This window comes from Pseudomonas sp. B21-040, assembly GCF_024748695.1.
Classification (GTDB): domain Bacteria; phylum Pseudomonadota; class Gammaproteobacteria; order Pseudomonadales; family Pseudomonadaceae; genus Aquipseudomonas.
Genome location: NZ_CP087176.1, coordinates 1,572,285 through 1,595,960, shown reverse-complemented (window position 1 = coordinate 1,595,960; position 23,676 = coordinate 1,572,285). Strand labels below are relative to the sequence as shown.

Genomic DNA, 23,676 nt, shown 5'->3' with positions numbered 1-23,676 from the left:
CACTGGAGCGATCAATGTGACCAGCATGGAATCCGGCAACACCGGTGTCGATCCGCGCCTGAGCTTCGATGACCCGCTTCTGGACGGTCTGTTGATCCTCTGCAAACTCCACGGCGCGACCGTCAGTCGCGCCAGCCTGAGTGCGGGGCTACCGCTGGACAAACAACGCTTGAGCCTGGACCTGCTGCCCCGCGCAGCGGCCCGGGCCAGTCTGCAGGCGCGTTTGTTGCGCCGCGAGCTGGGGGACATTTCTGCCCTCAACCTGCCCGTGATGTTGATCCTCAATAATGGCCGCACGGCCATCCTGCGCCGCTTCGGCGATGACGGTCAGGTGTTGATCCTGCCCAGCGAAGCCGACGGCGGCGAACAATGGGTCAGTCGTGAAGAACTGGCCGAAAATTACAGTGGCCAGGCCTTGTTCGCCCGGCCACGCCATGAACTCGAAGACTTGCGCTCGCCCTTGGTGCCGCGAGTGCATGCCTGGTTTCGCGACACGTTGAAACTGTCGAAATGGCTGTACAGCGATGCGATTCTGGCGAGTTTTTTGATCAACCTGCTCGGGTTGATGGTGCCGCTGTTCGTGATGCAGACCTACGATCGGGTGGTGCCCAACCAAGCCACTTCGACCTTGTGGGTGCTGTCGATCGGTTTGCTGATCGGCACCGGTTTCGAACTGGTGCTGCGCGTCGTGCGTGCGCATTTGCTGGACACCGCCGGGAAGAAAACCGACGTAATCCTTTCGGCGACCTTGTTCGAGCGCATCACCGGCATGTCGATGAAGGCACGCCCGGCGACCATCGGTGGCTTCGCCCAGAGCATTCATGACTTCCAGGGCCTGCGCGAGTTTCTCACGGCGGTCACCCTGACCAGCCTGATCGACCTGCCCTTCGCTGTATTGATGCTGGTGGTGATCGGCTTGCTCGGCGGTTGGCTGGTGGTGATTCCGTTGCTGGCGTTTCCGATCACGATCCTCTTCGCGATGGTGATCCAGGTGCGCCTGCGCGATACCGTGCAAAAAAGCCTGAGCCTGGGCGCCGAACGCCAGGCCTTGCTGATCGAAACCCTCGGCGGCCTGGAAACCCTGAAAGCCTGTAGCGCCGAAAGCGAGCGCCAGCACAAATGGGAAAGCACCCACGGCGCCCTCACCCGCCTCGACAGCCATGCGCGCAACCTCTCGGCGCTGGCCACCAACGGCACCTTGTTCATCCAGCAGTTCTCCGGCATGGCGACCATCGTCGCCGGGGTCTACAGCATCATCGCCGGCAACCTCAGCGTCGGTGCGCTGGTGGCGACTTACATGCTCGGTAGCCGTGTGCTCGCGCCGCTTGGGCAGATTGCCGGTTTGATCACCCGTTACCAGCAAGCACAGCTGACCATGAAAAGCACTGACGCGCTGATGGGGCTGCCGCAGGAGCGTGACGCCAAACAGCGGCCGCTGGAACGCACGCAACTGCAAGGTGCCCTTGAGGTCAGCGGCGTGACCTTCCACTACAACGGCCAGAACGCGCCGGCACTGGCCAACGTCAGCTTCAGCATGAAGCCGGGTGAACGCATCGGCATCATCGGCCGTAGCGGTTCGGGCAAAAGCACTCTGGCCCGCCTGGTGATGGGTTTCTATGAGCCGGAAGAAGGCCAGTTGTTGCTCGACGGTCTCGACTTGCGGCAACTGGATGTCGCCGACCTGCGCCAGCAAATTGGTTACGTCGCCCACGACCTGCCGCTGCTGGCCGGCAGCCTGCGCGATAACCTGACTCTGGGCGCCCGCTACGTCAGCGATTCACGGATGCTCGAAGTCGCCGAACTGACAGGCGTCACCGAGCTGGCTCGCCAGCATCCTCAAGGCTTCGACCGGCCGGTGGGTGAACGCGGGCAGTTGCTGTCCGGCGGTCAACGCCAGGCGGTGTTGCTGGCCCGGGCCTTGTTGCTCGATCCGCCGATCATGCTGCTCGATGAGCCGACCAGCGCCATGGACAACAGCAGCGAAGACATTCTGCGGCAAAAACTTCACGGCTGGGTCCAGGGAAAAACGTTGCTGCTGGTCACTCACCGCACCTCGATGCTCAGCCTGGTAGACCGGCTGGTGGTGCTGGATAACGGGCGGATCGTCGCCGACGGTCCGAAGGAAGCAGTCATCGATGCACTGCGCAAGGGCCGTGTCGGCTCTGCGGCTGTCTAGGAGCTCCCCATGGCCCGTTCCTCATCCGACACCTCGCTCCCTGATTCGAAGCCGCGAGGCTACTTCGGCAGTTTCGGTAAAACCGCCGAAAGCGAATTCATGCCGGAAACCGCCGGCGCCTCGTTGCAGGATTCCCCTCGCGGGTCACGGATCACTGTATGGTTGGCCGCCGGGCTGATTATCAGCGCACTGGTCTGGGCCAAGTTCGCGGTACTGCAAGAAGTCACCATGGGTGAAGGCAAGGCGATCCCGTCGAGCAAGGTCCAGGTGATCCAGAACCTGGAGGGCGGCATCGTCACCGAGATCTTCGTGCGCGAAGGGCAAATGGTGAACAAGGGCGACACCTTGCTGCGCCTGGATGACACGCGGTTTCTGTCGAACAAGGGCGAGAGCGAAGCGGATCGCTATGCGCTGACCGCGCAGGTTGAACGTCTGTCGGCGGAAGCCGAGGGCAGGCCCTTCAAGCTGTCAGAAGAAGTGATTGCCAAGGCACCGCAAGTCGCTGAAGACGAGCGCTCACTGTACGAGCAGCGGCAACGTCGGCTCGCCAGCGAACAGCGCACCCTGAGTGAACAACTTCGGCAAAAAACCCAGGAACTGGCGGAGTTCCGTTCCAAACAGGGGCAATTCAGCTCCAGTCTGGCGTTGCTGCAACAAGAGATGAACATGTCCACGCCACTGGTGGGCACCGGCGCGGTTTCACCGGTGGAAATCCTGCGCCTCAAACGCAGCGCGGTGGAGATTCGCGGCTCATTGAATGCAACGACGCTGGCGATCCCTCGAGCCGAAGCGGCGATCAATGAGATCAAGAGCAAGATCGACGAGTCGGAACAATCCTTCCGTTCGGAAGCAGCTAAAGAGCTGAATGAGAAACGCACCGACCTGTCGAAAATCACGGCATCGAGTATCGCCATTGATGACCGTGTGACACGCACGACCGTGGTGTCGCCGGTTCACGGCATTATCAAAGTGCTGAAGGTCAATACCATCGGCGGCGTGGTCCAGCCCGGCAGCGACATGGTGGAAATCGTGCCGCTGGAAGACAACTTGCTGATCGAGGCCAAGGTGCGACCGCAGGACGTGGCGTTCCTGCATCCGGGCCAGAAAGCGATGGTGAAGTTCAGTGCGTACGACTACACGATTTATGGTGGGTTGAGTGCGAAGCTGGAACTGATCGGGGCCGATACCATCACGGATGACAAGGGCAACAGCTTCTATCTGATTCAGGTGCGCACTGACAAAAACCACCTGGGCGGGGATGTGAAACCGCTGCTGATCATTCCCGGCATGGTCGCCACGGTGGACATTATTACGGGTGAGAAAAGTGTTTTGGATTACCTGCTGAAACCGGTGCTTAAAGCCCGGACGGAGGCGATGCGGGAAAGGTAGTCATTCTGAACCGGCCTCTTCGCGGGCACGCTGAACTGGCCTAATAATTTCGGACACCTCTTAAGGGCGATATGATTTCGCCAACTTGGAGGCTCCATGAACGAAAGAAAGGTCTATACGCGCGAGTTCAAGCTTCATGCTGCCAGCATGGTGCTTGATGATAACTGCCCGGTTTCAGATGTTTGTGCATCGCTGGATATCGGGCCCACCGCTTTACGGCGCTGGGTCGATCAGGTTCGTAAGGAACGTGAAGGGCAGCCAGTCAAAGGCACCAAGGCAATCACCGAAGATCAGCGCCAGATCCAGGAACTAAAAGCCAAGATCAAGCGCATGGAGATGGAAGCCGATATCCTAAAAAAGGCTACCGCTCTCTTGATGTCGGATCCCGATCGTTTTCGATGATCGCAGAGCTAAGAGAGTCATTCCCGACGGCTGTGGTGTGTCGTGTTTTCGGTGTGAAGCGCAGCAGCTTTTATGAGTGGATTCAGCGACGCGCCAAACCGAGGCGCAAACGCGAAGAGCTCAAGCTGAAAGTAGTTGAGCTGCACAGCGAAAGCCGCGAAGCCATGGGCTCCAGAATGATCAGTAAAGGCCTGAAATCCCAAAGCATTACAGCTGGAAGGAGTCTTGTCAGAGCGCTGATGAGAGAGGCCAATATCGTCAGTAAACAACGCCAGCCTCACCCTTTCAGATCCAAAGGAGTGGAAGCATTTGTCGCGCCCAATCGGCTCAAGCGCAACTTCAAACCGACTGCAATCGATCAGGTTTGGTGTGGCGACGTCACCAGTTTGATGGTGGGCAAACGTTGGGTTCATCTGGCCATCGTGATCGATCTGTATGCCCGAAGGGTTATTGGCTGGGCATTTTCTCTGGTCAATGACGCCAACTTGGTCAGCAAAGCGCTGCGTATGGCGACAGAGGTACGAACGTGTCCTCCTGGGCTGATGTTTCACTCAGATCAGGGATGTCAGTACACCAGTCGCAAGTTTCAAGAAGAGCTGCTGCAACACGACATTTTGCAAAGCATGAGTCATCGCGGGCAGTGCTGGGATAATGCGCCGACAGAACGCTTTTTCGGCACGCTCAAGTCAGAGTGGGTGCCTCGTGGCGGTTACAGCCTGATCGAGGAAGCCAAAACCGATATCGTGCGCTTCTTCATGTACTACAACCGCACCAGACTCCATAGCTATAACGACTACCTGTCGCCAATAGCCATGGAGCAAAAAGCGGCATAAACACCGTAATCGGTGTCCGAGATTACTTGACCAGTTCACGCCCGCTCCCACAGGTTCAGTGGCGTTCGCAGAGTTTGTGTACACAACGGACACTGTGGGAGCGGGCCGCGAAGAGGCCCGCACATACACCGATCACCTGTCGGCATGATTACGCTGGTAGGTCTCCTCCCCCATCGCCGCAATCTGCCCCTCGATCAACGCTTCAAACGGTTTCAACAACGGCTCGAACGAGCTCGGCGCTTCCAGGGTTTGCAACGCCTGCACAATCGCTTCCACCGTCGACAACGCGCCCGGCCCCGGTGCCTTGCGCAGCCGATAGCGCGACACTGCGCCGTCCGCCAGCGTCACCCTCGGCAACGCCGCCAGCAGCGGATTGAGGTGCAGCAGCTTGCGCGCCTTACGCCAGGTGCCGTCCGGAACCACCAGCAATAGCGGCTCGTCAGTCGCCGTATAGGTTTGCATCGGCTGAGCGCCCTCGCCGGGAAACAACAAGCGCGCCTGATATCCCGGCTGATTCAGCAATGTCGGCAAATCCTCGAAGACCTCGCCCACCATCAGCTCGGCATTCTTCAGCCCCAACGCCGCCAGCCGCGCAGTGTTCAGCGCATGATTCACTTCGCTTGGATGTTGCAACAGCAACACCCGGGTTCGGCTGTCGAGGCTCGGGATCAGCGGACACAAGCAATGGGTTTGTGGGCGCAGGCAACGGGGACACTGGATTCTGGACATTGATCAAGCCTGATTCAGTTGTGCTTTGAGCAGATCGCGAAAGGTCTGGATCAGCGGTTCGCGACTGCGGCCACGGCGCACGATCATCGAAAACGGCGCCTGATAACCGAACGTTGCCGGCAGTAATACGCGCAGATCACCCTTGTCCGCCCAGGCCTGGGCGTAGTGCTCCGGCAGGTAACCGATGTAGGCACCGGACAGCACCAGAATCAACTGCGCCTCCATACTCTCCACCGTGGCCGCACTGTGTTTGAAACCGTGACGCGCCAGTTCGGCCTGGCTCCAGTAACCCCGGCCGACCATGCGCTGCTGGGTAATCACTTGCTCCGGGATGCGCCGCTCGGTAAATAGCGGATGACGGCTACTGCAATACAACCAGTGTTGCTCGCGATAGAGCGGCATGTAGACCAGGCCGCTCATGCGCGTGGAGAACGCACCGATGGCCAGGTCCAGGCGGTTGTCCTGCACGCCGAGTTGCAATTCGTAAGGGCTCATCACCGACAGGTGTAAATGCACGGCCGGGTGTTCCTGGCTGTAGGCGCCGATGGCTTCGGCGAAGGGCAAGGCCTTGTCGCTGACGGTGGAGTCGATGACGCCCAGGTTCAATGTGCCGCGCAGCTCACCTTTCAAGGCTGCGGCGTATTGCTCGAAACCTTCGAGTTCACCGAGCAGGCGCAGGGTTTCCTGATGAAACAACTCGCCCTTGCTGGTCAGGCTGAAACCACCGCGACCGCGATGACAGAGCACCAGGCCGAGGGCCGCTTCGAGCTGGCTCATGTAGGTGCTGATGGCCGAGGTCGAGAGGTTGAGCTCTTGCTGGGCGTTGGCAAACCCCTGATGGCGAACCACGCTGACGAAAATGCGCAATAGTTTCAGGTCGGGTAAAGCGTTGGCCATGGGGATCTCTCCAAAGATCGTTCCCACGCTCTGCGTGGGAATGCCGCCTCGGACGCTCTGCGTCCGCTCCGGGGTTGTGACGCGGAGCGTCACGGGATGCATTCCCACGCAGAGCGTGGGAACGATCAACCGCGAGTCTATCGCCACCGCCGCCATTAGTTTAGAAAAATCTGAACTAAGTATTTGCCCGTAGCGATTCTTCCCGGCCACTACATTTCGCAGAATCGCCCCACAACGGAGCCTGTGTCTGTCCTGACCTGCGCATCCGACATAAATAAAACAACGACGATGAGGCCCTACCCGTGGACAAGATTCTTCACCAACCACTGGGCGGCAATGAAATGCCGCGCTTTGGCGGCATCGCCACCATGATGCGCCTTCCCCATTTGGATACTGCTGCCGGTCTGGACGCTGCCTTCGTTGGCGTGCCACTGGACATCGGCACCTCGCTGCGCCCCGGCACCCGTTTCGGACCTCGCGAAATCCGCGCGGAATCGGTAATGATCCGTCCGTACAACATGGCGACCGGCGCTGCGCCGTTCGATTCGCTGTCGGTGGCCGACATCGGCGACATTGCGATCAACACGTTCAACCTGCTGGACGCAGTACGGATCATCGAAGAGTCTTACCACAAGATCCTCGAACACGATGTGATCCCGCTGACCCTGGGCGGCGACCACACCATCACCCTGCCGATCCTGCGTGCCATTCATAAAAAGCACGGCAAGATCGGCCTGGTGCACATTGATGCTCACGCCGATGTGAACGATCACATGTTCGGCGAGAAAATCGCACACGGCACCACCTTCCGTCGCGCTGTCGAAGAAGGCCTGCTCGATTGCGATCGTGTCGTACAAATTGGCCTGCGCGCTCAGGGTTACACCGCTGACGACTTCAACTGGAGCCGTAACCAGGGCTTCCGTGTGGTTCAGGCCGAAGAGTGCTGGCACAAATCCCTGGCCCCATTGATGGCCGAAGTTCGCGAGAAAGTCGGTGGCGGCCCGGTGTACCTGAGTTTCGACATCGATGGCATCGACCCTGCCTGGGCACCGGGTACCGGCACCCCGGAAATCGGCGGTCTGACGACCATTCAGGCAATTGAAATCGTTCGCGGCTGCCAAGGCCTCGACCTGGTCGGTTGCGATCTGGTAGAAGTCTCGCCCGCTTATGACACCACCGGCAACACCTCGCTGCTGGCCGCCAACTTGCTGTACGAAATGCTCTGCGTACTGCCAGGCGTGGTCCACCGCTGAGGAATGGTCGTGAACGAACGTGATCAGGTTCTGAAAGCCGCCGCCGATCTGGTGTCGGCGTTTGCCCGTAACGATCGCGAAGCCTACTTCGGTGCGTTCAGCACCGATGCCAGCTTCGTGTTCTACACCCTCGAGCTGCCTCTGCTGTCACGCGATGCCTATCAGGCGTTGTGGGACACCTGGCGCTCGGAGGATGGCTTTGAGGTGCTTTCGTGCACCTCGAGCAACGCCTTCGTCAGCCTGCAGGGTGATGCGGCGATTTTCATTCATGACGTCGCCACCGAGCTGCGCATGCAGGGGGAGCAGCACTTTAGCCAGGAGCGCGAGACGATTGTTTTCAAAAAACAAACGTCTGGCCAAGAACAACAAGGCCTATGGCTGGCCTGCCACGAACATTTATCCGCAATGCCGGAAGGGCTGCCAACCCCTTAGCCAAACAGGCGACGCTCACACACGATGAGCGCGCCTTTATGATCGGAGCAGATCATGAATAACAACAACAACGACCAAAGCCTTACGCAAATTGAAACCCACGGGGTCGAACAGATCCCGGACAACGAACGCACCGCAGGCCCGACGGACTTGTTCCGGATGATCTTCGGCGGTTCCAACACCTTTGCCACCGCCGTGCTCGGCAGTTTCCCGGTATTGTTCGGCCTGTCGTTTCAGGCGGGCGTCTGGGCGATTGTGCTGGGCGTATTGCTGGGTTCGCTGATCCTCGCGCCTATGGGCCTGTTCGGCCCGATCAATGGCACCAACAACGCCGTGTCTTCCGGTGCGCACTTTGGCGTGCACGGACGGATCGTCGGTTCGTTCCTGTCGTTGCTGACCGCCATCGCCTTCTTCTCGCTGTCGGTGTGGAGTTCCGGTGATGCGTTGATCGGTGGTGCCAAACGCCTGATCGGCCTGCCGGAAACCGACCTGACCCTGGGCCTGGCCTACGGTCTGTTCGCGATTCTGGTGCTGACCGTTTGCATCTATGGCTTCCGCTTCCTGCTGTGGGTCAACAAGATCGCCGTGTGGAGCGCCAGCCTGCTGTTCCTGCTGGGCGTCTTCGCCTTCGCCGGTCCTTTTGATGTGAACTACGCCGGTACCGTCGGCATGGACCAACCCGGTTTCTGGGCGGCGTTCATCGGCGCTGCGCTGGTGGCCATGAGCAACCCGATTTCCTTCGGCGCGTTCCTCGGCGACTGGTCGCGCTACATTCCGCGTGAAACCTCCAAGCGCCGGATCATGGCAGCGGTGGTGATCTCGCAGATCGCAACCTTCATTCCGTTCCTGTTCGGCCTGGCCACCGCGACCATCGTGGCAATCAAGGCGCCGGACTACATCGCGGCCAACAACTACGTCGGCGGCCTGCTGGCGGTATCGCCGAGCTGGTTCTTCCTGCCGGTGTGCCTGATCGCAGTGATCGGCGGCATGTCCACCGGCACCACGTCGCTGTATGGCACCGGGCTGGATATGTCCAGCGTGTTCCCTCGCGTGCTGTCGCGGGTTAAAGCGACGCTGCTGATCGGTGTGTTGTCGATTGCCTTCATCTTTATCGGTCGCTTCGCCGCGAACCTGGTGCAGAGCGTGTCGACCTTCGCCGTGCTGATCATCACCTGCACCACCCCGTGGATGGTGATCATGATCATCGGCCTGTTGGTCCGTCGCGGCTTCTATTGCCCGGATGACCTGCAAGTGTTCACCCGTGGCGAGAAAGGTGGCCGTTACTGGTTCACCCACGGCTGGAACTGGCGTGGCCTGGGTGCCTGGATCCCGAGCGCGGCCGTCGGCCTGTGCTTCGTGAACCTGCCGGGTCAGTTTGTCGGACCACTGGGCGAAATGGCCGGCGGTATCGACATCAGCCTGCCGGTCACCCTGGGCCTGGCCTCGCTGGTGTACCTGGCACTGCTGAGCCTGTTCCCGGAAACGGCAGCGGTGTTCGGCCCGAACGACTCCCGCAGCAAGGGCACCCATTCGCTCGCTAAACCAGCGATGCGACAAGCTGCCTGATTCAACGCATTACCTGTGATCAATGCAGTACCTGTGGGAGCGAGGCTTGCCCGCGATGAACGATGACGCGGTCTGCCTGACGGACCGCGGCGCCCCCATCGCGGGCAAGCCACGCTCCCACAAGGGATTGATGTTCCCACAGGGATTGATTTCTGCTTCACCATAAAAAAGACAATTGGAGACACGCAACAATGGCTTTGGATTTATTCGTCGTACTCATCTACGCCGCCGCGATGCTGATACTCGGCTATTACGGCATGCGCAAGGCCAAGACCAACGAAGACTTTTTGGTCGCCGGTCGTAACCTCGGCCCGAGCCTGTACATGGGCACCATGGCTGCCACCGTTCTGGGCGGCGCCTCCACTGTCGGCACCGTACGTTTGGGTTATGTGCATGGCATTTCCGGTTTCTGGCTGTGCGCAGCCCTCGGTTGCGGGATCGTGGCGCTGAACCTGTTCCTCGCCAAACCGCTGCTGAAACTGAAGATCTACACCGTTACCCAGGTGCTGGAAAAACGCTACAACCCGATGGCCCGCTCCGCGAGCGCGGTGATCATGCTGGCGTATGCGCTGATGATCGGCGTGGTCTCGATCCTGGCAATCGGCACCGTGCTGCAAGTGCTGTTCGACCTGCCGTTCTGGCTATCGGTATTGGTCGGCGGTGGCGTGGTGGTGATTTATTCGGCGATCGGCGGCATGTGGTCCCTGACCCTGACCGACATCGTCCAGTTCGTCATCAAGACCGTGGGCCTGATGTTCATCCTGTTGCCAATCTGCCTGTACCGCGTCGGTGGTTGGGATGAGTTGGTGTTGAAGCTGCCGGCGTCGAACTTCAGCTTCACGACCATCGGCTGGGACACCATCATCACCTACTTCATGATCTACTTCTTCGGGATCCTGATCGGTCAGGACATCTGGCAACGGGTGTTCACCGTCAAGACCGCTAAAGTGGCTCAGGTTGCCGGTACATTCGCAGGCTTCTACTGCATCCTTTACGGACTGGCCTGCGCCCTGATCGGCATGGCCGCTCATGTGCTGATCCCGGACCTGGACAACGTCAACAACGCCTTCGCCGCCATCGTCAAACTGTCCCTGCCGGACGGTATTCGTGGTCTGGTGATTGCGGCTGCCCTGGCGGCCATGATGTCTACCGCCAGCGCCGGCCTGCTCGCCGCTGCTACCACCCTGACCGAAGACCTGCTGCCGAAACTGCGCGGCGGTAAACAGTCGACTCTGGGCATCAACCGCCTGTTCACCCTGTTGACCGGTATCGTGGTGCTTGGCATCGCACTGGTGGTCAACGACGTGATCAGCGCCCTGACCCTGGCCTACAACCTGCTGGTGGGCGGCATGCTGATCCCGCTGATGGGTGCGATTTTCTGGAAGCGCGCGACCACCGCCGGCGCTATCGCCAGCATGGGCATGGGCTTCGCCACCGCGCTGGTGTTCATGTTCAAAGACGGCCTGGACGCCAACACCCCGATCTACTACAGCCTCGGTGTAGGCCTGGTGAGTTTCGTGCTGGTGAGCTTGATGTCCCGCCGCCCAGCCTTGGTGGCGAACGCCGCCTAAGCTGAACATAACGACTTGATGCTTTCTTCGACGGGTGTGGCGTCGGTTGCCACACCCGTTTTTTTTCGTCTGGAGAAAACTGCTTATGAAGATCGTCAGCCGCGATCAGTGGTTCGAGGTGAAACAGCTCAGCGATGGCATCCGCCTGATTCACGAGCCTTACATCCGCCCTTTCTACCGCTGCAACCTCTGGCACATTCAGGGGCGTGACAAGGATCTGCTGCTGGACAGCGGCTCCGGACTGGTCAGCCTGCGCGAGCAACTGCCGTGGATCACCGAGCGGCCGTTGGTGGCGGTGGCCAGTCATTGCCATTTCGACCACATCGCCGGGCATCACGAATTCCCAGAACGGCTGGTGCATCCGGCTGAGGCGGACATCCTCGCCGCGCCCGACGGCGACAACGATCTGAGCAAAGCCTTTGTCGGCGATGACATGTTCGAAGCCCACCCCGATTGCCCGTTGTGCTACGCCGAATACCGGGTCAAAGCCGCGCCGGCCACGGGCATGATTGAAGAAGGCGATGTGCTGGACCTGGGGGATCGCGTGCTGCAAGTGCTGCACACACCGGGGCATTCACCGGGCGGCATCAGCCTCTACGAAGCGGCGACCGAGACGCTGTTCAGCGGCGACATCATTTACGACGGGCCGCTGATCGAAGACGCCTACCACTCCAACCTCGACGACTATGCCCGCAGCCTGCAACGCTTGCGCGCGTTGCCGATCCGTACCGTGCATGGCGGGCATTTCGGCAGTTTTTCCGGGGAACATTTGCGCACGATGATTGACGAGTGGCAGCGCTTGCACGGCTGAAGCCTGCTGTACTCATGCGCAGGGAAAACAACAATAACGCCCTTGAAGAATTTCCATGAAAAGAGCCGTCGTGCGTGCCGCCGTTCACCAATTCATCAGCCGGTTACTGGAAGGTCGGCAAGACTTCGACGACAACGCCAGTCTGGCGCAATTGGGTCTGGATAAAGCGGATATCGAAGATCTGATCTTCCATCTGGAAGATGAGCTGGGGTTGACGGCGTTTACCGCCGAGGAAGACCAGATGCTCAAGACCGCCAGGACGGCGAATGACTTGAGCCGGTTTTTGATTGAGATCGGGCGGCATTGAGTGTGCCCGGTCTCAGGAACGCATCTGAACCCTGTAGCAGCTGCCGAGCACCGCGAGGCTGCGTTCGGCGCAAGCCACATTCAGACGAAGCCGTCGGTGGGTTCAGATCCTGCGTGCAGGGATTGCGACTGCTGCGCAGCCGAACGCAGCCTCGCAGGCTCGACAGCTGCTACACCGGCCGCATCGCCATTACCGGCGGCGTGGCTGGCGTCGGCGCTGTTCGTCGTCCGTACGGATGGGCACAGGTTGCAGAGGCGGTTCGATCAAACCGAGTGCGACACCCAGGTCATGCAGCCAGTTTTGGATTTTCTCTTTCATGGTGCCCCCTTCAGGGTAGTGCCGAGCGACCGGAATTCTGAGGCCGCTTCGCACTGATAATAGTCCGAAGTCCTACGCAATGCTCATCAAAAGTAGCAATGATCTGTTACTGAATTGAACAGAATACCTGACCGATCGTTCAAGCCAGCGCCTGCGCTGGAACCGGCGCCAACGGATAGACCGTCTGCTGCTGCTCGATCCACGCGTTCAAGTTGGCCCCGACCATCCCCTTGCGCCACATCAGCCACGTCGTCGCACGGGCGAACGGCTCGGCCAGCGGATGCACCGCGACGCTTTCACGGCCCGGCAGGCTGGCGAGCATCGATTCGGACATCAACGCCACGCCCGAGCCGGCAATCACGCAGGCAAGCATGCCCGGATAGGATTCGATCTCCATCGCCCGGCCCATGGCGGCACGGTCATGCGCGAACCAGGCCTCCAGGCGCATCCGGTAGGAACAGCCCTGGCGAAAGGTGAACACCGAGCGCCCTTCCACATCCAGCGCACTGTGCACCGGCGGGTGATCGGCCTCTGTGATCAGCACCAGCCGTTCGTCGCACAAGGGCACACCGTCCAGCCCAGCAAGCTCCAGCGGGCCATCCACCAGCGCTGCATCAAGCCTGCCGGTCAGCAAGCCTTCAAGCAGTTCGCCGCTCGGCCCGGATTGCACTTGCAGGTTTACCGCCGGGTAGGTGCGGTGGTAACGCGCCAACAATGGCGGCAGATGAATCGCCGCCGTGCTGTACATGGTGCCAAGCACGAAGTCCCCCGCCGGTTGCCCGCCTTGAACTGCCGCCTGGGCTTCGTCGTGCAGGTTGAACAGCTTGGCGGTGTAGTCCAGCAGGACTTTTCCCGCAGGCGACAACTGCAAACGCTGACGCTCGCGGAGGAAGAGTTCTACGCCGAGTTGCTCCTCAAGCTGTTTAAGCCGCGTCGACAGGTTGGACGGCACCCGGTTCATACGTTCGGCGGCACGGGTAATCGAACCCTCCTGTGCCACGGCCTGGAAGATCCTCAGTTGGCTGAATTCCACGATATTCTCCAATACAGAACAAGTTGCTCACTATTATTCATTTTTAAAGAAAGTCAAACAGCCCTAGCCTGACGGTCATTGATCTCCGATTGGAACTCAGGCTATGTCCCCTCTGATTCGCTTGTCCGCCAGTTTTATCGCCCTGATGATGGCCATGGGCATAGGGCGCTTTGCCCTCACCCCGCAAATGCCGCACTTACTCAGCGAAGGTCAGATCGACTTGACCGCGGCCGGGCTGATCGCCGCAGCCAATTACCTTGGCTACTTCCTCGGCGCGCTGGATGCCATGTTCTCCCGCCGGCCGACGCAAGTCCGTCAGCGTCTGCTGGGAGGGTTGTGGCTCTGTGTGCTGCTGACCCTGGCGTCGTTCTGGGCCAACGGGTTCTGGTCGCATTTGCTGCTGCGCTTCGGCACCGGCGTGGCCAGCGCCTGGGTGTTGGTCATGATCACCGCGCTGAGCCAGCCATTGGCGGCAGCGGCCGGGCGTCCACGATTGGGCGCCCTGGTATTTGCCGGACCGGGTCTGGGGATTTTTCTCACGGGTTTATTGGCCTTGGGGTCGAACTTGATGCAGCAGACTTCCGCCACGTTATGGCTGGTGTATGCCGGTGTTGCGCTGGTGATGCTGCTGGGGATTCTGCCGTTCCTTCCACAACCTGCGCCCACCGTGAGCACGGTGCAAAACCCGGCCCCTTCTGGCAATCAGGGTATCGCTCGATTGGGCCTGATTTATGGCTTGTACGGTCTGGGCTACATCATCCCCGCCACTTTCCTCTCACAAATGGCCAACGCGCAGTTTCATGGGCAATGGCAGGCTGACCTGTTTTGGCCATGCTTCGGCCTGGCGTCGGCGGTCGGCGTAGTGCTGGTGAGCCTGCGTCGACAATCCATGAATGGCACCCGCCACTGGCTGATGATCACTTTGTGGCTGCAAGCTGTCGGGGTCTTCGCTTGCCTGTTGGGCAGCGGTGCGGGGTTGGCGCTGGGCGTGTTGCTGTGCGGCACGCCGTTCCTGGCCTGCATGCAACTGGTGATGCAACGCTCCCGCGAACTGGCCCCCCATGCCACCCAGCGCAACGCCGGGATGCTGACCGCGTGCTTCGCCGTCGGTCAACTCGCCGGGCCTTTGCTGGCCGCGCTCAGCAGCCATTTCAGCGGGGGTTTGCAGCCAGCGCTGGTGTTCGTCGGTGCCGGGCTGGTCGTTGCGGGGGGATTGTTACTGCGTCCGGTCAGTGCTGCCCAAGGGCTTTGCGCAACCGACGGCGCACCCACTGCTCAGCGCTGACAAACGTGATGCCGAGCAGCACCAGCACCGCGCCGATGACGAAATTGAGGCTCAGTTCTTCACCCAGCAACACCACACCGAACGTGACGCCGAACAGCGGCGTCATGAACGAAAACACCGCCAGGTTCGCCGCCAGATAACGCCGCAACAGCCAGAACCAGGTCAAGTAGCTGAAGAACGACACCACCAGTCCCTGGAACAACACACTGGCCACCGCCACGGGGGTCAGGCTGACGTGAGTAACCTGACCACTCAGGATGGCGATCAGGATCAGGCCAACAAAACCGACGATCAATTGATAGAACAAGGTGAGCGTCACCGGCGCTTCCGACAGCCGCGAAGCGCGCACCACCACCGTGGTTGCGCCCCACGCTGCGCCGGCCAGTACGCCCAGCGCATCGCCCATCAACATGCGGTGATCAAGGTTGTCCCAGGACACACCACCGGCAAATGCGATGGCGATTCCGACGAAGGCGAGGAAAATCCCCAGCCACTGCACAGGCCTTAAACGTTCACTGGGTAACAACCAGTGAACGCCCAGCGCGGTGAAAATCGGTGCGGTGTAAAGGAACACCGACATGTGCGCCGCCGTGGTCAGTTGCAAACCTTCGGAGATGAAGAAGAACTCCAGACCAAACAGCACACCGGCCAGCAAACCACCGCGCCAGGTCGTGCCGACCTGATCCCAGCCGCCCTTCCAGCAGATCAGCAATCCTACGAGCAATGCGGAAATGCCTGACCGCCCCGCCGCCTGCATGACTGGCGCGATGTCGGGTGCCGCCCACTTGATCATCACCTGCTGCACGCCCCAGATCAGGCACAACCCGATCATCACCTGCAGGGCAAACCCGTCGGCGCTACGCCGGCTGGCGCTCACCGTGACACCTCGACAACACAATCCATGGCAGAAACTCGGCAGTAGAATACGAAAGCCCGGCGCTGACCCCCTGTAGCAGCTGTCGAGCCCCAGCGAGGCTGCGTCCGGCTGCGTCCGGCTGCGTAGCAGTCGTAAATCCTGTACACGCGGACTTTCTGAAACACCGCATCGTCTGAAATTACGGCCGCTTCGCAGCCGGACGCAGCCTCGCTGGGGCTCGACAGCTGCTACGGGCTGGACGGGCGGTGCGGGGTCAGCTTAGTTCAATGCGATCCGCGTGAATCACGATCTGGCCATTCTTGTACAACGCACCGATGGCCTTTTTGAAGTTGCCTTTGCTGACGCCAAACATGCTGCTGATCACCGTTGGATCGCTTTTGTCGCTGACGGGCAGGCTGCCGTTGTTTTCACGCAACTTGGCCAGGATCTTCGAGTTGAGACTGGTCGCAGCTTCTTCACCCACCGGTTGCAGGCTCAGGCTGATCTTGCCGTCGGCACGGACTTCTTTGATAAAGCCCTTCTCTTCTTTGCCGGCACGCATGAACTTGAAGATTTCGTTCTTGTGGATCAGGCCCCAGTGCTTGTTGTTGATGATTGCCTTGAAGCCCATGTCGGTCGCTTCGGCCACCAGCAAATCAACTTCCTGGCCCGGGGTGTAGTTGGCCGGGGTCTTGTCCAGGTAGCGATCCAGACGCGCGGTCGCGGTGATGCGACGGGTGTGCTTGTCGAGGTAGACATGCACCACCACATACTCACCGGCGGTCATCTGACGTTTTTCTTCGGAGTACGGCAGCAGCAGATCCTTCGGCAAACCCCAATCCAGGAAAACGCCGATGCTGTTGACTTCAACGACTTTCAAACTGGCGAATTCACCGACCTGAACTTTCGGCTTTTCCGTAGTTGCAATGAGTTTGTCATCGCTGTCCAGATAAATAAAAACGTTGAGCCAGTCTTCATCTTCGCTTGGAATATCTTTGGGAATATAACGATTAGGCAAAAGGATTTCGCCATCCGCCCCACCGTCAAGATATAAACCGAAGTTAGTGTGTTTAACCACTTGCAAACTGTTGTAACGCCCGACTAAAGCCATTTCAAATACCCTCATTACGTGGGCGGCATTCTACCCGGTTTTGCGGGCGACGTTCGGTGGCCGGCCCGGTGGCGAAAGAAAATACTCTGCAAGCTTTGATTTTCCTGGGGGGGTGCCCCGATGGGCGTGCCGCTCGTCAGCCCGACAGGGTAATTTTGCCCTCTCCAAGCCCCCTCCAGGAACGGCCTCTTTTGAGCAGAAGTTCTTAGTTAAAACAGCGGGTTATAGACCTATTACAGATCACCGCCCGGGATAAATTCCGGCCTTGCGATGTGTATTTCGAGGGGATATTAGCCAAGCAATTGTCAAGTATTTCCTGTACGATGCCTGGCCAAGTTAATTTTCTACAGGTTAATGGCCGCCATGCGTGTAAAAGCATCCAACAGCAAAGCAAAGCCAGCTCCAGCCGTTGAAACCAGCGAATCGATCAACAGCCAGATCGCTGCGTTCCTCAAGTCCGGCGGTGAAATTCAGCAAATTGCCAAAGGCGTCAGCGGCCAGACGTTCGGCCCGTCCAAGCAGATCACTTTGGGCAAGAAGTAACACCCCCGCAGCAACTGGTCCATAGGCGCTTTGAGCTTCGAAGCGCTTGGACTGGAACCCTCCCGCAACACCCCGATACTCCCATCCTTCCAAAAATCGACGAACGGCCCACCATGCCGAGCATTCGCCGGTATCCTTGCACACGTCTAGAACAAGCGTTTCGGTAGGTTTTCGATTCCTGCTCCTCGCTGTCAATGGAGTGACGCATGCTCAAACCCTCTTATTTATTACTCAGTCTCCTGTTGTCGAGTTCGCTCGCCAATGCACAAATCTTTCAGCGTGAACTGGGCGATTTCGACCTCAAGCTCGGCACCACGCCCAGCCGCAGCATGGCCCAAGGGTTGGTCAAACCATCCAGCTCCGGCTCATTCCATGGTGGCCTCGACCTGACGCACGACAGTGGTTTTTACGTCGGCCAATGGGCACCGAGCATGGGGTTAAGCCCGGGCAAGAACCTTGAAGTCGAATCCTACGTCGGGTTTAAACAACCCTTCGATCAAACCCTCGGCTACGAAGTCGGCATGATCCACTACAGCTATCCGAAAGTGGACACCCTCGACAGCCAGGAACTCTTCGGCGGCCTGACCCTGCTCGGCAGTCGCTTTGGGGCGGCCTTCAGCAACGACCCCGACAAACTGAACCAAACGTTGTTTGCCGACCTCAGGGGCAACCAACCGTTCGGCATCGGGATCAGCATGAAATACACCACCCACCAGCTCTACAAACCGGTGACGGTCGACGGAGGGTATGTCGGCAGTTTTACCGACTGGTCAGTGCAACTTTCGCGGCCGTTCATGGGCATCGACCTGGACCTGATCTACAGTGACTCTAACCTCAGCGGCAGCCAGTGCTCGGCCTATTCCGGGCACAACAGCCAATGCGACGGGCTGGTCACCCTCAAGGCCGAACACGCGTTTTATTGAGCGGCTGAACGGCCAGGCTCATCCAGCGTTCACATGAGAACTACGCATTCGCAAGGATCCGCCCATGTCGTACTGGCCAGTTCGTTTCGCCACGTTGATCATCCTGGTCCTCGCCCTCGGCGCGTGCAGCCGAATGGGCCTGGCCTACCGCAACCTCGACGTGATCATTCCGTGGACGCTCAACGACTACCTGGACATGAACAGCGAGCAAAAAGGCTGGTTCAACGAGCGCCTCAAGGAACACCTGAGCTGGCACTGCACCACGCAACTGCCGGGCTACCTGGATTGGCTGGACCGCTTGCAGACCATGGTCGAAACCAACCAGGTCACCGACGCAGCCCTGCAAGCCCGCACGCAGGAAGCCAAAGCCGCCATCGCCCAGACCGCCCGGGAAATCACCCCGTCGGCCATCGAGTTGTTGCAGGGGCTGGATGACAAACAAGTCGCGGAAATGAACGATGCCTTTGCCAAGGATCAGCGCAAACGCCAAGAGGAATACCTCAAACCGTCCCTGGATCAGCAGATCAAGCAGCGTGCCGCCCGTATGGAGAAGCGTCTGGATGACTGGCTTGGTCCGCTGAGCCCCACCCAGCAACAACGGGTGCTCACCTGGTCGAAAGCCCTGGGTGATCAGAACACGCAATGGATCGCCAACCGCGCACATTGGCAGACGCAGTTCAGCGCAGCCGTTGCCCAGCGCCATAGTGCGGATTTCCCACAGTTAATCGAGACGCTTCTGGTCAATCGCGAGAGTTTGTGGACGCCGGCCTACCGTCAGGCCTACGCCAATACCGAAGCCCAGGCGCGGGGATTGATCGTGGATCTGATGGCCGAGAGCACACCGACCCAGCGTCAGCGGTTATTGAAAAAAATTGAAGGTGTGAGGAAAGACTTCAACGACCTCAAGTGCCTGAAGGCCGCCAAACAAACTTAACCCCCCCTGTGGGAGCGAGCTTGCTCGCGATTGCGGTACATCAGTCACATCATAGTTAACTGACACACCGCAATCGCGAGCAAGCTCGCTCCCATAGGGTTATGCGCTGTCTTCAGGCAATCTGCGCTTTAGACGCGACGTGATCAAACGTCAATTCATCCAGCGCATCGTCCTGCTCATCCAGCACCTGCCGCGGATGGTCATTGCCCGGAATGCTGCTGTCGATCAGGCTTAATAAGCTGGAGCCGCGCGGGGTCAAGATGTAATTCGAACCGGTGCCGCCCTGCTCCTCAGGCCGAGGCTCGATGTAGCCTCGTAGCAGAAGTAACTTTTCGTACTCGCCCGCCACCGCTTTCAGGTGATCCAGGTTTTCCGTCTGTTCGCCCTCCGCCGTTTTTTGTGCCACGTACTGCTCGGCATAGGGCCGCGGCGTGAAACTGCTGGCGCCGTTCTGCACTTCGTGCAGCAAGCGTTCAATCAAATCCCAGTTATAAGTCGTCATCCTGATTCAACCTCCGGACCGCGTGATTCAAAGGGCCTTCTTAGGTTGTGACCGGTGCCGCGCGCAGCCGTTCAGCCGAGGTCTTGAACAGCACCGACCGGCGGTATGTCGAATCGGGCGCAGGCCAAACGACTAGGCTGTGTAAGTCACCTCCCCGCCCCCCGCAGGAGAAAAGCCAATGAACATTCAGAATCACCCCGTCGTGTCCCGCGAAGAATGGCTCGCCGCGCGCAAACAACACCTGGCCCACGAAAAAGCCTTCACCAAGGAACGCGACAAACTCAGCGCCGAACGCCGCGCCCTGCCCTGGGTGAAAATCGACAAGGACTACCACTTTCAGGGCCCACACGGCGAACTGAAACTGGCCGACCTGTTTGGCGGCCGCAGTCAATTAGTCATCTACCACTTCATGTTCGCCGACGGATGGGACGAAGGCTGTCCCGGCTGCTCGTTCCTGTCTGACCACATCGACGGCGCCAACCAACACTTGGCGCACCATGACATCGCCGTCGTGGCGGTTTCCCACGCCCCCTTCGCCGAATTTCAGGCCTTCAAACGGCGCATGGGCTGGAAATTCGACTGGGTGTCGTCAGAGGGTTGCGATTTCAACTACGACTTTGGCGTCACCGCCCGAGCCGAAGAGGTGGCGGCTGGCAAAGCTACCTACAACTACGAAAAAACTGACGGCGCCGAAGAAGAACTCCCAGGCTTGAGCGTGTTTTATCGCAATGAAGCCGGCGATATTTTCCACACCTATTCCACCTATGCCCGAGGCCTGGACCTGCTGGTCGGCGCCTACAACTACCTCGACCTCACGCCCAAGGGCCGCAATGAAGAAGAGATCATGGAATGGGTGCGGCATCACGACCGCTACGAAGACAAAGCCGCAGCTGCCTGCTGCCATGGTGGCTAGATCACAACACTGAGTTGCGCCCATCGCGAGCAGGCTCGCTCCGACATTGGATTTGCATACGCCAACCCGCTGCTGACCAGGTCTTTTTTGGCAGTCGCTTCCAGATTCTGGCTGGCGCGCAGGGTACCGGCGTTGTTCAGGTCTTTGCCCGCGATCAGGGTCACGTCGCTGCCCTGGATCAACGCGCCGTTGGCGGCGAGGCGGTTGTTGGCGTTGGCCAGGTACAGCACCGGCACCAGGACTTTTTCGCCATTCACTTCGTGCTCTTCGAGCCAGACGATATCGTGGGTCAGGGCCGCGACCTGTTGTGCGGTGAGGGTGACGCCGAGGCTGAGGTTCAACGCGTCCTTGCTGGCGATGGCGTTGTTCATCAGATACTTGAAAACCGCCTCGTCCGAGGTCTGGCCGTCGATGAAGCGTTGGCCGGTGCGGGCGACCACGGCTTGCTGGATCATTTTCTGTTCGAAGAGGCCATCGCCCAGGCGCTTGGCGCTTTGATCAGGGTTGTAACCCAAGCCTTGGAGCAGGTAGTCCGAGCTCATGAATTGCTTGAGGTCGGTGAGGACCGGGTTGGTTTCGATCAGGTATTTGTGCGGCTGGGATTTGCCGGCGTTGCTGGGCAGACCTTGGACACGGTTGATCGTAAAGGTCCTACACCAACCTCGGAATCAGGCACCTTGCACCGCTGGAACGATGAAGCTTATAGTCCGCCCGTCGTCAACATGGCGACCGGGTTTGGCGACCTGACGAACGAGTGCGAGAGCTGTCTGCTTATTTGCAGGCGCCTTCGCATCCGCAAAACTGTTTTTATGGCAGTTGTGCGCGGGAGACCTTCGGGTCTGCCGGTTACTCGTTTCCGGTTCGCCAACCTGCGTACAGCTGCCACCCCATTTCGTTTGGCGACGATCTGCTGGCAGTCTCAGCAAACTAAACGAGGCTTCAACTATGGATAGATACATGCCCCTCACCGGAATCGACCTGATCCCGGCTTCTCTGCTCATCGACACCCAAGCGCCACTCGACGTGCTACAGGCGATGGCGGATTACCGCATTCGCACGGTTACCCAGGTATTGGAGAACATCGCCTTTCGTGCCGAGATTGGTTGCGACACGGTAGTGCTTTCAGACTTTTCCAAACTGCTGGCCATTCCGTTGCGCGATGGCTGTGATTTGATGGATGTGATTGGCCGGCGGTTGCGGGCGCAGCCTGCGGAGTGAATGAAAACGGGCGACCTGTAGGTCGCCCGTTTTATATGGTTCATACAAAAAACCTGACAGTCTCGGTTCTTTGATTTGTCGTACGAAAAATCGGAGATTTTTCAGGGAGAGATTTATTTTCTGGGCACAGGCAATAAATAAATTCGTCCCCTTTTATCTACTTTTCTCTGAGTCAAAACCGAGTTCGGCACTTCTTTTGCACAATCTACATAGCTTTAATCTCTGAAATCAGAGCCAAAAGCTCAGACTCAGTCAACTCAAATTCCTCACCTTCCTCCATTGCCATCAATGTGAGGAGTGCTCGATCCATGAGGGCAGTGACTTCTAAGCCATGGTTTTGATAGATTTCAAATGCCACTTTAGAAATCCTAAAGACATCGAAACCATTAACCAGTGCCTTTTCTAAATCTAAAGCAAGGTCGGCTTGTGAGTACATTATTCCCAACGCTTCAATTCTGCACCTGTCGGTGAAAAAGTGAAAAAGGGGACAGATTTATTTCCTGGCCAATCCCTCCCCTTTTCCGTGACCATCTTTTTGCACCATAAAATTATCGGGGCAAAAACTCTCTCGTAGTTTTTTCACAACTTGGCTCATGGCTACAAGCGGGTCAACACCATCTTGAGAGTAAATACTGCAAGAAGCCATATCTTCCGGATAATCAAAGTCCGCATAGACTTCCTGAAGCCTATTTATTTTATTTTCGTCATTATCATTCGACGCTTCAATACAAAGCAGGAAAGCTAAACGCCACTTATCCATTTCGGCAACATAATTCGTCATCTCCGTTTGTTTTGAGATAACCTCAAGAAGCTCTTCATCGCTTAAGTATTCACCTCCAGCAATGATGGCGACACTTTCGCTTTCGCAACCGTTTAAAAGCTGACTCATGGCATATTCAAAAATATCTTCTCGCCTTATCCAGCGCTTTCTAAATCCCAAAAAAATGGTTGACCAACAATCCAAACCCAAACTAATCAATACACCAAGTGGAGACATTACTTCCTCCTTATTTTTTCGGAATCTGGTTGGGCAGGCCAGTTACTTGACCGCCGGGGATAAAACGTCGATGAGTCACGTTGCCTTCATCAACAATCCATTCAAAAACTCCACCAACTCCGTTATTGCTGCCTTCGACTTGTCTTAACTCGGACACTCTCACCACCTCGCCACCAGGTCCTTTGGTTGGTATCTCAAACTTAGCTGCTTCACCAGCATAGTTATCAATTAAGTGAAAAAAGGGGACAGATCTATTTTTCTGGTTTGTCCCGCCCTGAATAAGGTTTACACCTTCTGATCTTTATGGGACATGGCAAGCAAATAGATCTGTCCCTTTTTCTGATCCTTTTTCTTGATCTGTAATTTAAGTCTAGCAGCATTAGCCGCGCTGCTCGCTCCTGACTCAGCAATAGCAGGAACGCCCTTTGCACCGAAGGCAAATTAAAAGCCATGCTGATTAAACTTACTGAACTATCCACTCCACCTCAAAATCAACTAGCTGAGCCTGAAGCCCTGCCTCATTCTCGAACCAGTAGTCAAACCCTTCAATATCACTTTTCTTCAAGTAAAGATAATACCCGCCAGTGTCGCCATCACGGTCGTCCGCAACAACAATTTCCCACCCAGAATATTCGCCAGTGACAACAATACCCTTCCCAACGATAGACATATCCATA

27 protein-coding genes and 1 pseudogene are annotated in these 23,676 nt (G+C 58.2%); 16 read left to right on the top strand and 12 right to left on the bottom strand.

Annotated elements, in window-relative coordinates; genetic code table 11:
- Positions 1–16 precede the first annotated feature (16 nt).
- The 4 genes from LOY55_RS07235 to LOY55_RS07220 all read left to right on the top strand — a co-directional run bounded on the left by LOY55_RS07235 (position 17) and on the right by LOY55_RS07220 (position 4,800).
- Positions 17–2,176, top strand: a complete 2,160-nt coding sequence (locus tag LOY55_RS07235; RefSeq protein ID WP_109788227.1) for a type I secretion system permease/ATPase — start codon at positions 17–19, stop codon at positions 2,174–2,176.
- 9 nt (positions 2,177–2,185) lie between these two features.
- Positions 2,186–3,565 (top strand): HlyD family type I secretion periplasmic adaptor subunit, encoded by a 1,380-nt coding sequence (locus LOY55_RS07230; RefSeq protein WP_109788228.1) that lies wholly within the window; start codon positions 2,186–2,188, stop codon positions 3,563–3,565.
- 96 nt (positions 3,566–3,661) lie between these two features.
- A complete protein-coding gene (locus tag LOY55_RS07225) occupies positions 3,662–3,967 on the top strand; it encodes an IS3 family transposase (protein ID WP_046033372.1) in 306 nt (101 codons plus the stop codon).
- A complete protein-coding gene (locus tag LOY55_RS07220) occupies positions 3,964–4,800 on the top strand; it encodes an IS3 family transposase (protein ID WP_223525384.1) in 837 nt (278 codons plus the stop codon). Before LOY55_RS07225 ends, LOY55_RS07220 begins: the two co-directional genes overlap by 4 nt.
- Positions 4,801–4,932: 132 nt before the next feature.
- Here the strand turns inward: LOY55_RS07220 and LOY55_RS07215 are convergent, their stop codons facing one another.
- Both LOY55_RS07215 and LOY55_RS07210 read right to left on the bottom strand, forming a co-directional pair.
- On the bottom strand, positions 4,933–5,529 hold the full coding sequence (locus LOY55_RS07215; RefSeq protein ID WP_077430683.1) for a tRNA-uridine aminocarboxypropyltransferase: 597 nt from the start codon (positions 5,527–5,529) through the stop codon (positions 4,933–4,935).
- A gap of 3 nt (positions 5,530–5,532) precedes the next feature.
- Positions 5,533–6,426 (bottom strand): LysR family transcriptional regulator, encoded by an 894-nt coding sequence (locus tag LOY55_RS07210; RefSeq protein ID WP_007945995.1) that lies wholly within the window; start codon positions 6,424–6,426, stop codon positions 5,533–5,535.
- Between the two features lie 302 nt (positions 6,427–6,728).
- Between LOY55_RS07210 and speB the strand changes: the two genes are divergently transcribed.
- The 6 genes from speB (at position 6,729) to LOY55_RS07180 (ending at position 12,366) form a co-directional block, all read left to right on the top strand.
- Entirely contained in the window at positions 6,729–7,679 is a 951-nt protein-coding gene (speB, locus tag LOY55_RS07205) for an agmatinase (protein ID WP_027925808.1), read from the top strand.
- Positions 7,680–7,688: 9 nt separating this feature from the next.
- Positions 7,689–8,111 carry a nuclear transport factor 2 family protein gene (locus LOY55_RS07200; protein ID WP_109788239.1) on the top strand — a complete coding sequence of 141 codons (423 nt, stop codon included), beginning with the start codon at positions 7,689–7,691 and terminating at the stop codon, positions 8,109–8,111.
- A 54-nt stretch (positions 8,112–8,165) separates the two neighbouring features.
- Positions 8,166–9,677 carry a cytosine permease gene (locus tag LOY55_RS07195; RefSeq protein ID WP_223522447.1) on the top strand — a complete coding sequence of 504 codons (1,512 nt, stop codon included), beginning with the start codon at positions 8,166–8,168 and terminating at the stop codon, positions 9,675–9,677.
- Between the two features lie 191 nt (positions 9,678–9,868).
- Positions 9,869–11,248, top strand: a complete 1,380-nt coding sequence (locus LOY55_RS07190) for a sodium:solute symporter (protein ID WP_223522446.1) — start codon at positions 9,869–9,871, stop codon at positions 11,246–11,248.
- Between the two features lie 85 nt (positions 11,249–11,333).
- A complete protein-coding gene (locus LOY55_RS07185) occupies positions 11,334–12,059 on the top strand; it encodes an MBL fold metallo-hydrolase (RefSeq protein ID WP_046033359.1) in 726 nt (241 codons plus the stop codon).
- Positions 12,060–12,114: 55 nt separating this feature from the next.
- Positions 12,115–12,366 (top strand): phosphopantetheine-containing protein, encoded by a 252-nt coding sequence (locus tag LOY55_RS07180; RefSeq protein WP_109788232.1) that lies wholly within the window; start codon positions 12,115–12,117, stop codon positions 12,364–12,366.
- Between the two features lie 189 nt (positions 12,367–12,555).
- Here LOY55_RS07180 and LOY55_RS07175 read toward each other — a convergent pair whose 3' ends face one another.
- Both LOY55_RS07175 and ptrR read right to left on the bottom strand, forming a co-directional pair.
- On the bottom strand, positions 12,556–12,684 hold the full coding sequence (locus tag LOY55_RS07175; protein WP_003184145.1) for a PA1414 family protein: 129 nt from the start codon (positions 12,682–12,684) through the stop codon (positions 12,556–12,558).
- 139 nt (positions 12,685–12,823) lie between these two features.
- Positions 12,824–13,717, bottom strand: a complete 894-nt coding sequence (gene ptrR / locus LOY55_RS07170) for a putrescine utilization regulator PtrR (protein ID WP_223522445.1) — start codon at positions 13,715–13,717, stop codon at positions 12,824–12,826.
- A gap of 103 nt (positions 13,718–13,820) precedes the next feature.
- Here ptrR and LOY55_RS07165 point away from each other — a divergent pair, with 103 nt between their 5' ends.
- On the top strand, positions 13,821–15,002 hold the full coding sequence (locus tag LOY55_RS07165; RefSeq protein ID WP_223522444.1) for an MFS transporter: 1,182 nt from the start codon (positions 13,821–13,823) through the stop codon (positions 15,000–15,002).
- Here LOY55_RS07165 and LOY55_RS07160 read toward each other — a convergent pair.
- Complete coding sequence (locus LOY55_RS07160; RefSeq protein ID WP_046033355.1) at positions 14,947–15,879, bottom strand: DMT family transporter; 933 nt, start codon at positions 15,877–15,879, stop codon at positions 14,947–14,949. The genes LOY55_RS07165 and LOY55_RS07160 overlap by 56 nt on opposite strands.
- 253 nt (positions 15,880–16,132) lie before the next feature.
- Positions 16,133–16,969 carry a S1 RNA-binding domain-containing protein gene (locus LOY55_RS07155; protein WP_046033354.1) on the bottom strand — a complete coding sequence of 279 codons (837 nt, stop codon included), beginning with the start codon at positions 16,967–16,969 and terminating at the stop codon, positions 16,133–16,135.
- A 354-nt stretch (positions 16,970–17,323) separates the two neighbouring features.
- Between LOY55_RS07155 and LOY55_RS07150 the strand changes: the two genes are divergently transcribed.
- From LOY55_RS07150 to LOY55_RS07140, 3 genes are all read left to right on the top strand, one after another.
- On the top strand, positions 17,324–17,512 hold the full coding sequence (locus LOY55_RS07150; RefSeq protein WP_172668627.1) for a hypothetical protein: 189 nt from the start codon (positions 17,324–17,326) through the stop codon (positions 17,510–17,512).
- Positions 17,513–17,718: 206 nt separating this feature from the next.
- Positions 17,719–18,435: a TorF family putative porin gene (locus LOY55_RS07145; protein ID WP_223522443.1), complete on the top strand. Its 717-nt coding sequence runs from the start codon at positions 17,719–17,721 to the stop codon at positions 18,433–18,435.
- A 64-nt stretch (positions 18,436–18,499) separates the two neighbouring features.
- Positions 18,500–19,369 (top strand): DUF6279 family lipoprotein, encoded by an 870-nt coding sequence (locus LOY55_RS07140; protein ID WP_077430686.1) that lies wholly within the window; start codon positions 18,500–18,502, stop codon positions 19,367–19,369.
- 112 nt (positions 19,370–19,481) lie between these two features.
- Here LOY55_RS07140 and LOY55_RS07135 read toward each other — a convergent pair whose 3' ends face one another.
- A complete protein-coding gene (locus LOY55_RS07135; RefSeq protein ID WP_223522442.1) occupies positions 19,482–19,871 on the bottom strand; it encodes a transcriptional regulator in 390 nt (129 codons plus the stop codon).
- A 178-nt stretch (positions 19,872–20,049) separates the two neighbouring features.
- On the opposite strand from LOY55_RS07135, the gene LOY55_RS07130 reads away from it, so the two are divergent.
- Positions 20,050–20,784: a thioredoxin family protein gene (locus LOY55_RS07130; protein WP_223522441.1), complete on the top strand. Its 735-nt coding sequence runs from the start codon at positions 20,050–20,052 to the stop codon at positions 20,782–20,784.
- Between the two features lie 53 nt (positions 20,785–20,837).
- On the opposite strand, the pseudogene LOY55_RS07125 reads toward LOY55_RS07130, so the two are convergent.
- Positions 20,838–21,428 (bottom strand): annotated as a pseudogene (locus LOY55_RS07125) (adhesin); the annotation flags it as partial.
- Positions 21,429–21,729: 301 nt separating this feature from the next.
- Between LOY55_RS07125 and LOY55_RS07120 the strand changes: the two are divergent.
- On the top strand, positions 21,730–22,002 hold the full coding sequence (locus LOY55_RS07120) for a hypothetical protein (protein ID WP_223522439.1): 273 nt from the start codon (positions 21,730–21,732) through the stop codon (positions 22,000–22,002).
- A gap of 205 nt (positions 22,003–22,207) precedes the next feature.
- Here the strand turns inward: LOY55_RS07120 and LOY55_RS07115 are convergent, their stop codons facing one another.
- From LOY55_RS07115 to LOY55_RS07100, 4 genes are all read right to left on the bottom strand, one after another.
- Positions 22,208–22,438 carry a hypothetical protein gene (locus LOY55_RS07115; protein ID WP_223522438.1) on the bottom strand — a complete coding sequence of 77 codons (231 nt, stop codon included), beginning with the start codon at positions 22,436–22,438 and terminating at the stop codon, positions 22,208–22,210.
- 57 nt (positions 22,439–22,495) lie between these two features.
- Positions 22,496–22,999 carry a DUF2247 family protein gene (locus tag LOY55_RS07110; RefSeq protein ID WP_258667834.1) on the bottom strand — a complete coding sequence of 168 codons (504 nt, stop codon included), beginning with the start codon at positions 22,997–22,999 and terminating at the stop codon, positions 22,496–22,498.
- 10 nt (positions 23,000–23,009) lie between these two features.
- A complete protein-coding gene (locus tag LOY55_RS07105) occupies positions 23,010–23,156 on the bottom strand; it encodes a hypothetical protein (protein WP_223522436.1) in 147 nt (48 codons plus the stop codon).
- A gap of 306 nt (positions 23,157–23,462) precedes the next feature.
- Positions 23,463–23,675 (bottom strand): hypothetical protein, encoded by a 213-nt coding sequence (locus LOY55_RS07100; RefSeq protein ID WP_223522435.1) that lies wholly within the window; start codon positions 23,673–23,675, stop codon positions 23,463–23,465.
- Position 23,676: the final 1 nt, after the last annotated feature.